This is a genomic window from Labrenzia sp. 011 (assembly GCF_003075075.1).
GTDB lineage: Bacteria > Pseudomonadota > Alphaproteobacteria > Rhizobiales > Stappiaceae > Roseibium.
Genome location: NZ_QCYM01000063.1, coordinates 95670 through 108716, shown reverse-complemented (window position 1 = coordinate 108716; position 13047 = coordinate 95670). Strand labels below are relative to the sequence as shown.

Sequence of the window (13047 nt, the reverse complement as noted above, 5' to 3'; positions counted from 1 at the left end):
ACACTCGAACACCATACGGGCCCGCGGCAGGTCAAAAGCCGCATCAAAGGCCGGACACATGTCAGCACCCGACCGCGCGATCAAATAGCCAAAAAAATCCTCTTGCAATCAGGGCGTCTACACATGTTGCAACTTTCTCTGATGGACAGGTGTCCCCGTTTCGGGAGCAATATTCAGGCTTCGTTGCCTTGCTTGTCAAAGACCCTGCTTCTCACGAGTTGGGTCTCCGGAAAACCCGGTGCGGTTCAGACGGCGGATTGCAGCCCTTTAGGGAACGATCCAAGCACGGCTCACCTCCCCGGCGTGTCAGCGACCCAACGCATTTTCTACGCGGCAGACGTGCTCCTTCTGCCCGCGACGTCAAACGAAGCGGGAGGTCCCGGATCAGGTCCGGGACGGCGGGGGCAGAGGGGACCGGGAGCGCCGGGCTATTCGGCTGCGACCGCGACGTCGCGCAGGGAGCGGCGGGCCCAGGGGCGGGTGCCTTCGGGGATTTCCTCCACGGTGCCGACCGGCTGCATGTATTTGGTGACTTCCGGCCACTCGCCCGCCTTCAGGGATTTCAGCACTTCCGGTCTGGACATCTCGAAGGAGGTCACGCCGCAGCGGATGGCGAGGGGCACCTGGTCGAGGATGTATTTGCCGGTGGCGCGGATCTCGCCCTTGTAGCCGATCTGCTCGCGCAGGATGCGGGCAGCGGAAAAGGCGCGGCCGTCGGAAAAGCTCGGGAAGTCCACGGCGACCAGCGCCAGACGGTCCAGGAAGGGTTGCAGGGTCTCCACGTCGTCCCCGGCCTCGACCAGGGCGGCCGTGCGCCCGCTGCGCGCCAGCCAGGCCTCCGGCGCGTCCAGAAACAGGGAGAGCGGCACCAGGGCATCGCCCTCCACGGCAGCGCCTGTCTCGGCGTCGGCCCGGACCCAGCTCTCCTCGACGAAGTCGCCGTTCTTGTAAATCGTTGCCATTGCTTGCGTCCTCAATTCCGCTCTTGTCCGTTCGGGCGGTCCGTCAACCGGCCCGGGCCCGTTTGATCGTGGTGGCGCGTCTCAGATGCCGCTGCCGTCGACTTCCTTGCCGTGCGAGGGCCAGTGAATGCCGCATTCGGTCTTGTCCTGACCGCGCCAGCGCCCGGCGCGCGGGTCCTCTCCCGGCGCGACCTTGCTGGTGCAGGGCAGGCAGCCGATGGAGGGATAGCCCTGGGCGACCAGCGGATGCGGCGGCAGATCGTGGGTCCTGGCGTAGTCGAGAATATCGGCGGCCGTCCAGTCGGCGAGCGGGTTGACCTTCACCCGGCCGTCGTCGACCTCGAAATAGTCGAGTTGGGACCGCGTCGAACTCTGGAACCGCTTGCGCCCGGAAATCCAGGCCTCGAAGCCCTTCAGCGCCCTGGCCAGCGGCACCACCTTGCGGATGTGGCAGCAGGCGTCGGTGTCGCTCATCCACAGCATGCCGGCCGGATCCCTGGCGGCCAGCTCCTCCTCCTCCGGCTTGTGGGTGCGCACGCTGGTCAGGCCGAGCGTTTCGATGAGCTGGTCGCGGTAAAGGATCGTGGCCGGAAACAGTTTCACCGTGTCGACAAAGACGACCGGGGTGGAGGGATCGATCCGGGCGACCATATGCAGCAGCACCGCGGAATCCGCGCCGAAGCTGGAGACCATGGCGATGCCGCCGGCAAACTGGTGCCGGATGGCGGTCAGAAGGATTTCATGGGCGGTCGCCCCCTCGAACTGGGCGTTGAGGGTCGCGACTTCCGCCCGGAGCCCGAGCTCCGGATCGTGACTCAGGCCGAATGTCTCATGCAGCGCCATAAAGAGCCTCCTTGAAGGGATCCTCCCCCACCCGGCGATAGGCTTCCAGGAAGGTTTCCTCCTTGCCCGACCGCAGGCCGAGATAGGTATCGATCAGCGTCTCGACGGCATCGACCACCTCATCGGAGGAAAAGCCGCGGCCGACGATTTCGCCGATGGAGGCGTTCTCGTTCGCCGAACCGCCGAGGGTGAGCTGGTAGAATTCCTCGCCCTTCTTCTCCAGGCCGAGGATGCCGATGTGGCCCACATGGTGATGACCGCAGGCGTTGATGCAGCCGGAGATCTTGATCTTCATCTCGCCGATTTCCGCCTGGCGCTCCGCCGCGCCGAAGCGTTCGGAAATGCGCTGCGCCACCGGAATGGAGCGGGCGGTCGCCAGGGCGCAATAGTCCATGCCCGGGCAGGCAATGATGTCGGTGACGAGACCGGCGTTGCCTTCCGCGATATCCGCCGCCACGAGGGCGTCGAAGAGCGCGGGCAGATCGTCCAGCTTCACATGCGGCAGGATGACGTTCTGCTCGTGGGAGATGCGGATTTCGTCATGCCCGTATTTTTCGGCCAGATCGGCGATGGCCTCCATCTGCTCCGCGGAAGCATCGCCCGGCACGCCGCCGATGGGCTTCAGGGACAGGGTGACCGAAGTATAGCCCGGCACCCGGTGCGCATTGAGATTATGCGCCACGAACTGGGCAAAGGCCGCGTCGCTCTCCCGGCGCCGGTCGACGGCGGCAGAGGTGGCGGCGCCGACTTCCAGCGGCGGGGGCGCGAAATAGGCCTCGATGCGGTGGACTTCCTCTTCCGGCAGGCGCAGCACGCCGAAGCGGATCTTTTCGAATTCCTGCTCGATATCCGCCTTGAGTTCTTCCAGGCCGGTCTCATGCACCAGGATCTTGATGCGCGCCTTGAACTTGTTGTCCCGGCGTCCGTAGCGGTTGTAGACGCGCAGGATCGCTTCCGAATAGGCCAGAAGGTCCTCTTCCGGCAGGAAGTCGCGCACCTTGCGGGCCAGCATCGGCGTGCGGCCCAGACCGCCGCCGACAAAGACGACAAAGCCGGTCTCTCCGGCATCATTGCGGGTCAGCTGCAGGCCGATGTCGTGGGTCTGGACGGCCGCGCGGTCGTGGGGCGCGCCGGTAATGGCGATCTTGAACTTGCGCGGCAGGAAGGAGAACTCCGGGTGCAGCGACGACCACTGGCGCAGGATTTCCGCATAGGGGCGCGGATCGGCGATCTCGTCGGCGGCAGCGCCCGCGAAATGGTCGGCGGTGACATTGCGGATGCAGTTTCCGGACGTCTGGATGGCGTGCATTTCCACTTCCGCCAGCTCTTCCAGGATCTTCGGCGTGTCCTCCAGCCGCGGCCAGTGGTACTGGATGTTCTGGCGGGTGGTGAAATGGCCGTAACCCTTGTCGTAGGTGCGGGCGATATAGGCCAGCTTGCGCATCTGCCGGGCGTTCAGGGTGCCATAGGGAATGGCGACCCGCAGCATATAGGCATGCAGCTGCAGATAGAGGCCGTTCATCAGGCGCAGGGGCTTGAACTCGTCCTCGGCAAGCTCCCCGGCCAGACGGCGGCGGACCTGGTCCTTGAACTGCTCCGTGCGCTGGCTGACAAAACTGGCGTCGAATTCGTCGTAACGGTACATGTGTGAACTCTCCTGAAGGGGCGCTGCCGTTCGTGTCTTATGCGGACCGGGCGCTGCCCTGCTCCTGTCTTTCGGTTAAGCGGTTACCGCCTGGGCCTGTTTGCCCAGATCCGGATGGATGGTCGGACCCGCCGCGCGGATCTTTTCACGCAGGCGCACCGGGACGATGACGCCCCCCTCCACCGTCACGTCCAATTCGTAGACATCGACGACTTCCTGCCGGTCCTTCGAGGCCATGCCCTGGGCCAGCCCTTCGGCCACGGCCTCCTTGCCCTCGAAAATCCTGGCAAGCGTGACCCGTTCGACCCAGCGGCCGCCGTCGCCGAGCCAGACGACCTCGCCACTCAGGAGCCGGTTGGCGGTTATGACTTTCATGGCAATCACTCTCTTCACTTTCAGGCGGCCGCGACCCGGACCGCGCGCTGCGGCACCAGGGGTTCGGCCTTGTCCAGGGCGGCATGGCCGACGGCCTCGCCGATCACGATCAGAACCGGCCCGTCGACTTCGCCACGGTCCGAAAGGACGGCGAGGTCCGACAGGGTTCCGGCGAACAGGCGTTCGTCCGGATGGGCGGCATTTTCAATGACGGCCACCGGCGTTTCGGGCTTCAGGCCGGCGGACATCAACCGGCCGGCAACGGCCGCGGCGACGGTGCGGCCCATGTAGACGGCGACGGTCGCGCCTTTCAGCGACAGATCCGCCCAGTCGGGGAGGGTTTCGGACCGGGCGTTGTGACCGGTCGCGAACACGAGACTGGAGGCAACACCGCGCAGGGTGAGCGGGATCCTGGCCGATGCGGCCGCGGCGAAGGCTGCCGTCACGCCGGGCACGATCTCGAAGCCGATCCCACCGGCGCGGAGCGCCTCCATTTCTTCCGCCGCCCGGCCGAAGATCATCGGATCTCCGGATTTCAGGCGGACAACCTTGCGGCCCTCCCGGGCCAGACGGACGAGCAGATCGCAGATGTCCGATTGCGGCACCGAGTGGGCGCCCTTGCGCTTGCCAACGGAAATGCGCGCCGCGTCCCGGCGGCCCATGGCAACCACATCGGCGGGCACCAGCGCATCGTGAACGATCACATCCGCCTCCTGCAGCAGACGCTGGGCGCGCAGGGTCAGAAGGTCTTCGGCTCCCGGACCGGCCCCGACCAGCCAGACGAAGCCCGGCTCGTCGGCCATGCCGTTGAGCAGCCGCTGCGCTTCGGAGCGCGCGGTGCCAGTCCTGCCCGCATAAAGATTGGCGGCCACGGCGCCGGAAAAGAACCGCGCCCAGAAATTCCGGCGCAGGGCCCCGTCACGGATCACCTTCGTGGCCGCGTCGCGGAAGCTTTCGGCCAGCCGGGCCAGATCGCCGGTGGCGCGCGGCAGCATGGCCTCGATGCGGGCACGGATGTGGCGGGAGAGCACCGGGCCGACGCCGGTGGACGTGATGGCGACGGCGATGGGCGCGCGGTTGACCAGCGCGCCGGTGTAGAAATCGCACAGATCCGGCTTGTCGACCGCGTTGACCGGCACGCCCATGCTCCGGGCGGCATCGACAACGGCGGTGTCGAGGGCCCGGTCCTCCCGGGCGGAAAAGACCAGAGCGGCACCGGCAAGATGCGCCGGACGGAAATCCTCGGCGATGTGTTCGGCCTCGAAGAGATCGATGGCTTCGCGCAGCTCCGGCTCGATCGTGCGGGAGACCACGGTGATCCGTGCGTTGGTTTCACCCAGCAGGCGCACCTTGGCGGCTGCCTCGCCGCCATGACCGGCAACCAGCACTTTGCGGCCGGCAACCTTCATGAATGCCGGAAACACGTCCAGCCGGGCATCCGGCTTTTTCAGTGCTTTCGCTTTCTCTTCACGGCTGGCCGCCATCGTAAGGGTCTCCAATCCCAGGGTGATGGCCTTAATGTAGTCGGGTGCCCTCCCCGGCGCCGGGCACCGGATTTCAAAGCTGCGCGCATTCGCGGAAAAGTTTTTTGCCAATGAACGGTTTGACCAACTCCAATTCCCGTTCTTCTTGCATCCTGCCACTTGCTGCGCATAAAACGCGAGCAGGCGTTCGGACCTGGCAATGAGACAGGTGGGAGTTTTTCATGACCGATTGCGGTTTCCCCGAGCGCGCAGCACGAACAGAGCGAAGTCGAATGCAATTCTTCAAAACCGGTATTTTTCTCGCCGTGGCCCTGGGACTGTCGGGAACGGCACAGACGGTTTCCGCGCAGCAGACCAATCAGGAGAGTTTCTGGCAGACCCGTTGCGCCGGACCTTCAAGATCCGCGGAGACGCTCATATGTGAAGCGAGCCAGAGCATCCTCCAGAAGGAAAGCGGGCAGCTGGTCTTCAAGATCGACCTCATCTTCCCCGCCCAGAAGGGAACCCCGGTGTTCCAGATGCAGGCTCCGCTCGGCTTCTATCTGCCCGGCAAGATCAGGCTCGCCGTCGACGGAAATGCGATGAGCGAACTGGATATCGGCACCTGTGACAAGCGCGGCTGCTTCCTCTCCGCCGACGCAACGCCGGAGATGATTGCCGCCATGAAAGCGGGCGGAAAGCTTCAGATCGACTTTGCGCCGGCAGCCGATCGCAGGCAGACCCTTGAAGTGCCGCTCGCAGGCTTCAGCCGGGCGGTGGATGCGATCCAGTAGTCCTGCCCGCATCCGCGTGAGGATCCGAAGCGGTCCATTTACAACCTCCGGCTTTCTTGCTGCCGCTGCGTAATTCGCATAGCTTTCGAATTGGGCGGCAGCGACGGTCAGGTGCCGCAACAGGGTGTCCGGGGGGATATGATGCGCCTATTTCGATTGCTGGCTGTGGCCGGTCTGCTGATGGTATCGGGCCTTGCGGATACCGGTTCCGGAACGGCCCATGCGGCCTCGATGGAGACTTTCCGTCAGGGCGGCTGGAACGGGCATGCCTATACGGACGACAACAGCGGCCTGTTCAACACCTGCGTCGCTTCCGCCAACTATCGCAGCGGCATCAGTCTCTATGTACAGGTGGATACCGGCTACAACTGGGCGATCGGCTTCTCCGCCCCGCACTGGAACATGAAGGTGGGGGCGGATATTCCCCTTCAGTACAGGATCGACAGGGGCGCCTGGCAGCAGGGCGTCGCCAAGGCTACCTCCACCAATCTCGCCCGCATGCAGATGCCGCAGGACGGCTATATCATCACCCGTTTCCGCCGGGGCAGGACCCTTTATGTGCATGACGGCTCCTACAACTACGAATTCCGCCTGACCGGCACATCGCGGCTGATGGCGCGCATGGCCAAATGCGTCGAGCGCAATTCGGCGCGGTTCGGCGCGGCCCCGGCCATGAATGCCGGTGCGGCGACATCCGGCGGGTTGGGCAGCGCCCCGCCCGCGCAGGCGGCCTCTCCCGCAAGCCCGGCCGCCGATGCGCAACTGGCCGTGGAGGCGACACAGGCCCTGTTCAACCTGATGGGTGGCGCGGGTCTGTCCGGCCTTAAACTCCTCCCGGACGGTCAGCGCGAGGAGGATCTCAACGGTCTGCACGCAGTCGCCGCCGATGAAGCCCGCACGGTCGTGGCGCATATCTTCGCACCGGGCAGCTACAGCAGCGAACAGGAACTGATGTCTCTCGTCGTCGCCGACAGCCAGCAATCGTGCACAGACGGCAGCTTTTCCTCCGGCTCGGAAAAGATCACCGAGGGCGGCAAGGAGATCTATACCAGCTACGCCGATTGCGAGACCGGCGACCATGAGCTGATCGAGCGGGTCGCCATCATCAAGCGCAAGGCCGGGGGCGTGTTCATCTACGGAGTGGCCGACACCTATGTCGGCGAAGGCGGCGGCGCCCCGATCTCCCCCCCGGAACTGACCGATCCGGATTTTTATGCGTCGGCAGCCGAAGCGGCGGAATAAAAAAACCGGCGGAGAGCCGCCGGCTTTTCGACTGTCGTGACCCGTTGAACCGGGCAGGAGGATCAGGCCGCGAATGCCTTGATGAAATCCTCGATACGATGGGTCAGCATCTGGGTGCGTTCGGCAACCACATTCACCGCCTGGGTCACTTCACCGGCAGCATTCCTGGAGCGGACCGAGTTTTGCTCCAGACCCGAAACGCTCTCGTTGGCGTTTTGGGTGCTGGTCGAGGCTTCGTTCACCCCGCGGGCGATTTCGCCGGTCGCCGCGCTCTGCTCCGTCACGGCGGATGCAATGGCCGTGGTTTCGGTCGTCACATTCTCCATGATTTCGGTGATCTGCTGGATGGACCGGGCCGCATCGCTGGTGGCTTCCTGAATGGCCGCGATCTGCTGGGTGATGCTCTCCGTCGCATTGGCCGTCTGGGTCGCCAGTTCCTTGACTTCCGAGGCAACAACCGCGAAGCCCTTGCCGGCCTCGCCGGCACGCGCCGCTTCGATCGTTGCGTTCAGTGCCAGCAGGTTGGTCTGCTCCGCAATCGTGGAGATCAACTGGACCACTTCACCGATTTCCTGAGCTGCCGTCGAAAGGGTGGCGACCTTGTCGTTGGTCGACTGGGTCGTTTGCGCAGCTTCCGCGACAACGGCCGTGGTCGAGGCCACCCGCTGGTTGATTTCGCCGATCGACGCAGACAATTCTTCCGCAGCGGACGCGACGGTCTCCACATTGCTCTGGGCCGATCTGGACGCATAGGATGCGCTTTCCGCATGGGACGTGGTGTCATCGGCGGCAGAGCTGAGAACGCCGGCAGTATCCTCAAGCCTGGACATGGTGCCGGTCACATCGACGATCAATTCGGAAACGCCACTGCGGAAGGTGGACACCAGCTGCTCGCGTTCGCGCAAACGCTGGTTCCGGCTCTCCTGTTCGGCCTGTTGTGCAGCCACCAGTTCCTCGCGCTGAGCCGCGCCGTCGCGAAGAACCATGATGGCGGACGCCAGCTTGCCGATTTCATCGGAGCGGCAGCTTTCGGCCAGGTCGATGCCGTAGTCCCCTTCGGCAAGCCTGTCGACAGCGGACGCGAAGGACCCAAGCGGCAGAATTACCGCCCGCATGACGAAGAGTCCCGCAACGCCAAGGGCGACCAGAACCAGGATCAGGTTCGCAAAGGTCATGTAGTCGGCGTTCGCGGCAGCCGCCTTGTAGCTGTCGACTTCCCGGGCCAGAATCGTGCGTTCCTCTCCGAGATGCTCCTTATGGAGGTCGAGTGCGCCTTCAACCGCTTCGGTGAGGTTTTCGGCCGCCCCGTCGAAACTCGCCATGAGCTTGTTGCCCTGCTCGGGGCCACCTGCCACATAGGCATCCGCCATGGTCCTGCCGGCCGTATAATAGGCCGGGAAGCGCGACTGCACCTCCGCGATCTTCGCGGAGAGGTCCGAATAGCCGAGCTTTTCCGCAAGAGCGGAGGCTTCCGCACTGTCCACCGCAAACCGTTCGGCGAATTCGGCAGCGACATCGAAACCGTCGTTCAGCCCGTCCAGCCCGCGCGTTGCGGAAATATCCGTCAGCCACTGCTGAACCTGAACAACGTCGAACTGCATGTTCTGCAGAGTGACCGCCAGGTTGATCCCGTCCGTGGCGAATGTTTCCGCCCCGCCGCGCAGACGGTTCGCGTTCTCTTCCAGTGTGGACAGGTTCAGAACGGTTCCCAGGCTCAATGCCGTTACCATGACGAACACGACCGCAATAATGGCGACCATTCTTGCTTTCAAACTTTTAAGGAGTGTCATATTTCCCGCTCTTCCAAAGGAGCCCGCGGCACCGAACCGCCTCTTGATTACGGAAAGTAAAATATACGCGCCTGAGTAATTAAAAGATTAATTCAGTGATTAATTGGCGTTTCTTTTCTGGCATTGCAAAAAATGACTATGTAATTTCATGTATTCATCAAGACGTAAAAAAAGGCCGGATTGACCGGCCTTTCCAAATCGCTGAACTCACGTGACTTCGAAGACTATTTCATCGCCTGCAGAACCGAGACATAGTTGGCGACCGCCGCGCCGCCCATATTGAAGATGCCGCCGATTTCCGGGTTCTTTACCTGAATGTCTCCTGCGGTGCCGGTGAGCTGCATCGCCGTGAGGACATGCATGGAAACGCCGGTCGCGCCGATCGGGTGGCCCTTGGCCTTGAGGCCGCCAGACGGATTCACCGGCAGTTTGCCGTCCATTTCGGTCCATCCTTCCAGCACCGCACGGGCGCCCTCGCCTTCCCCGGTCAGGCCCATGGCCTCGTATTCGATCAGCTCGGCAATGGTGAAACAGTCATGGGTTTCGACGAAGGACAGGTCCTCCAGAGCCAGATTGGCATCGCCCAGGGCTTCGCCCCAGGCTTTCGAGCAGCCCTCGAACTTCAGGATGTCACGCTTGGACATGGGCAGAAAATCCTGCACATGCGCCATGCCCCGGAAAGCCACGGCCTTTTTCATGCCGAGCGCTGTTGACGGATCGGTCAGCACCAGCGCCGCCGCGCCGTCGGACACAAGCGAACAATCCGTGCGTTTCAGCGGACCGGCCACGAAGGGATTCTTCTCGCTTTCCGCACGGCAGAATTCGAAGCCCAGATCCTTGCGCATCTGTGCGTAAGGGTTGCTGACGCCGTTCTTGTGGTTCTTGGCGGCAATGCGTGCCAGGGCGTCGGACTGATCGCCGTATTTCTGGAAATAGGCATCGGCGATCTTGCCGAAGACCCCGGCGAAACCGGCGGGAATATCGCCTTCTTCCTTGAGATAGGACGCTTTCAGGAGGTTCTTGCCGATCTCCGGCCCCGGCGTGGTGGTCATCTGCTCGACACCGACCACGAGCACGAAGCGCGCGTCTCCCGATGAAATCGCGCGGACGCCCTGGTGAACCGCGGACGAACCGGTGGCGCAGGCATTTTCGACGCGCGTGGCCCGCTTGAAGCGCAAGGCCGGATCCGCCTGAAGGACAAGAGAGGCCGTGAAGTCCTGCAGCGAGAAGCCCGCGTTGAAATGGCCGAGCAGGATTTCATCCACGTCTTCCGGCGCAATGCCGGCATCGCGGATGGCATCACTCGCCACCTTGACGATCATGCTTTCAACGGTTTCTTCCGCGTGCTTGCCGAAGGGCAGATGCGCCCAACCCACCATGGCTGCCGTCATGACATTTCCTCCAAGTTTTCATTCCGCAAGATAGAAGCATCGAACCAGGGAACAAGCTCTTTCCCGCCCCTTCCGGAACCCGGCGACGGCAAACAGCCGGTCTCGCCTGCCCGGAGATTCACTACCAATCGGCCCAAGGTGTCCATCTCACCCGAGATCTGTGCGTGACAAGGACATTTCCAGCTTCCATTGCGCATTGCAAGACCAAAGTGACCTAAACGTCATAACTTTTTATTTTTATTAATTATATCAATTATTTAATTCATAGCACCTCTTCGTGACGCCGCAGCTGTGCGACAGCTGCAAGGCCCAAAAGGGTCTTCAGTGAACCACCTGCGGATGCGGTTCATGTCCCTGTCATGCAAAGGACCTAGAAGGGAGCCGTTCCGAACAAATTCGTTTTCAGAGATTTTCATTTTTTCCGCCGGTCCTGCCCTGCAGGGCCGGTTTTTTTTCGGCTTCCCGCATGCGGTCAAGCCCCTGCCGCCGCCCCTTGAAACCGCAGGTTTGCGCGACCCATCGGCCTTCCGGTCTCAGGGTGCGCGGTCCGTCACCGGCATTCGGGAAGACCGGCCGGGCTGCGCCAATGCGGATTTGCCCCGGGGATTCTTTCCGCAGGCGCTTGACCTGAGGAACGCCTGCATATAGCCATTCAAAGCGCTTTGAATTACAGTTTCCGCGAAGGAATGTCTGATGCAGACGTCCTTGCGGCGGAACGCAGGAAAACGGCCGGAAAGCGGCATGGAGACGGGTGATGTTCGAAGAAGCCGAAAAGGGCCACGCGGCTGATATGCCAGGAAACACGATCCGGGACCCGGACTGGTGGCGCGGTGCGGTGATCTACCAGATCTATCCGCGGTCCTTCAAGGACAGCAACGGCGACGGGACCGGCGACCTCAACGGTGTCAGCGAACGCATGGACTATATCGCCTCGCTCGGCGTGGACGCGATCTGGCTGTCACCGTTTTTCACCTCCCCCATGGACGACTTCGGCTACGATGTTTCCGATTACGAAGATGTCGATCCCATGTTCGGCACGCTGGCCGATTTCGACCGGATGCTCGCGGCCGCCCACAAGCGCGGCCTGAAGGTGATCATCGACCTTGTCATTTCGCATACATCCGACCAGCACCCCTGGTTCCGGGAAAGCCGGTCCTCGAAGGACAACCCGAAGGCCGACTGGTACGTGTGGGCCGATGCCAAAGCGGACGGGACCCCGCCCAACAACTGGCTGTCCATCTTCGGCGGCCCGGCCTGGGAGTGGGACAGTCGGCGCCGGCAGTATTACATGCACAATTTCCTGACGAGCCAGCCGGATCTGAATTTCCATAACCGGGAGGTACAGGATGCGGTGCTTTCCGCCGCCCGGTTCTGGCTGGAGCGCGGAGTCGACGGCTTCCGGCTCGACACAGTCAACTTCTATTTCCACGACGAGCAGTTGCGGGACAATCCGCCGCTTGGCACCGGCGAAATGCCCTCCACGGTGGAAGCCAGCAATCCCTACGGCTACCAGAGCCATCTCTACGACAAGACCCGGCCGGAAAACCTGCTCTTTCTGGAGCGGTTGCGGGCGCTTCTGGACTGCTATCCGGGGACCACGTCGGTCGGAGAGATCGGCGCCGACGGCCAGGCCGTCGAGCTGACCGCCTCCTATACGGAGGCCGGCAGGCGCATTCACATGGCCTACAGTTTCGACCTGCTGACGCCGCAGCATTCCGCTGCCCATATCCGCAGGACCGTGGAGGAGATGAACAGGGGCATCGGGTCCGGCTGGGCCAGCTGGGCACTGTCCAACCACGACGTCAAACGGGTGGCCAGCCGCTGGGGCGACGGTCTCGACCTGAGCAAATTCGCGCCGCTGGCAACCGCCCTGTGCGCCTCCCTGCGCGGCACGCCCTGCCTGTACCAGGGCGAGGAACTCGGGCTTCCGCAGGCGGAAGTGCCCTTCGAGCAGCTGCAGGATCCTTACGGCATCCGCTTCTGGCCGGATTACAAGGGCCGGGACGGCTGCCGCACGCCGATGCCCTGGGTCAGGGACAACGCCAACGCCGGGTTTTCCGAGGCGGCCCCCTGGCTGCCCGTGGCGCCGGAACATCGGGAGCTGGCGGCCTTCGAACAGGACAGGGACGAGCAGTCCATCCTGAACCGCAACCGTGCCTTTTACGCCTGGCGACGGGGCCTGGCGGCCCTCAGGACGGGCGACATGACCTTCCTGGACGCCCCTGGCGAGACGCTGGTCTTCACCCGCTCCTGCGAGGAGGAGACCGTGCTGTGCGCCTTCAATCTGGGAACCGGGCCGGAAACCTTCCGCCTGCCGGGCCTCGAGCTGGAAAACCTGAATGCTCCGGGTTTTGCAGGAACCGCGGCAGGGTCCGAAATTTCCCTGAACGGTCTCGACGCGGTCTTTGCACGGGTGAAGGGCTGATTTCCGCTCTACAAAAGCCGCCTCCGGCACGGATGTTTCACCACGAGCGCGCTCCAGAAGCGTCAACCGTATGGACCCCGGCCCACCGGGCGGTGGAAAGCAGCCCGGCGGCAGCGC

Annotated in this window: 10 protein-coding genes; 3 read left to right on the top strand and 7 right to left on the bottom strand. The window is 63.2% G+C overall.

Annotated elements, in window-relative coordinates; translation table 11 throughout:
- Positions 1-428: 428 nt before the first annotated feature.
- The 5 genes from DCO57_RS22720 to cysG form a co-directional block, all read right to left on the bottom strand.
- Complete coding sequence (locus DCO57_RS22720) at positions 429-962, bottom strand: DUF934 domain-containing protein (protein ID WP_116701190.1); 534 nt, start codon at positions 960-962, stop codon at positions 429-431.
- Between the two features lie 81 nt (positions 963-1043).
- Complete coding sequence (locus DCO57_RS22715) at positions 1044-1805, bottom strand: phosphoadenylyl-sulfate reductase (protein ID WP_116701189.1); 762 nt, start codon at positions 1803-1805, stop codon at positions 1044-1046.
- Positions 1792-3450: a nitrite/sulfite reductase gene (locus DCO57_RS22710; protein WP_116701188.1), complete on the bottom strand. Its 1659-nt coding sequence runs from the start codon at positions 3448-3450 to the stop codon at positions 1792-1794. Before DCO57_RS22710 ends, DCO57_RS22715 begins: the two co-directional genes overlap by 14 nt.
- 75 nt (positions 3451-3525) lie before the next feature.
- Entirely contained in the window at positions 3526-3825 is a 300-nt protein-coding gene (locus DCO57_RS22705) for a DUF2849 domain-containing protein (protein ID WP_116701187.1), read from the bottom strand.
- Positions 3826-3845: 20 nt separating this feature from the next.
- A complete protein-coding gene (gene cysG, locus DCO57_RS22700) occupies positions 3846-5309 on the bottom strand; it encodes a siroheme synthase CysG (RefSeq protein ID WP_116701186.1) in 1464 nt (487 codons plus the stop codon).
- Positions 5310-5581: 272 nt separating this feature from the next.
- Between cysG and DCO57_RS22695 the strand changes: the two genes are divergently transcribed.
- Positions 5582-6082 (top strand): invasion associated locus B family protein, encoded by a 501-nt coding sequence (locus DCO57_RS22695; protein WP_165814824.1) that lies wholly within the window; start codon positions 5582-5584, stop codon positions 6080-6082.
- A gap of 138 nt (positions 6083-6220) precedes the next feature.
- On the top strand, positions 6221-7324 hold the full coding sequence (locus DCO57_RS22690) for a hypothetical protein (RefSeq protein WP_133192744.1): 1104 nt from the start codon (positions 6221-6223) through the stop codon (positions 7322-7324).
- 62 nt (positions 7325-7386) lie between these two features.
- On the opposite strand, the gene DCO57_RS22685 is transcribed toward DCO57_RS22690, so the two are convergent.
- Together DCO57_RS22685 and DCO57_RS22680 are read right to left on the bottom strand one after the other, a co-directional pair.
- Positions 7387-9084 carry a methyl-accepting chemotaxis protein gene (locus tag DCO57_RS22685; protein WP_165814823.1) on the bottom strand — a complete coding sequence of 566 codons (1698 nt, stop codon included), beginning with the start codon at positions 9082-9084 and terminating at the stop codon, positions 7387-7389.
- 254 nt (positions 9085-9338) lie between these two features.
- Positions 9339-10505, bottom strand: a complete 1167-nt coding sequence (locus tag DCO57_RS22680) for an acetyl-CoA acetyltransferase (protein WP_116701182.1) — start codon at positions 10503-10505, stop codon at positions 9339-9341.
- 790 nt (positions 10506-11295) lie between these two features.
- Here DCO57_RS22680 and DCO57_RS22670 point away from each other — a divergent pair.
- Positions 11296-12930 carry an alpha-glucosidase gene (locus DCO57_RS22670; RefSeq protein WP_208978101.1) on the top strand — a complete coding sequence of 545 codons (1635 nt, stop codon included), beginning with the start codon at positions 11296-11298 and terminating at the stop codon, positions 12928-12930.
- The last annotated feature ends 117 nt before the right edge of the window (positions 12931-13047 follow it).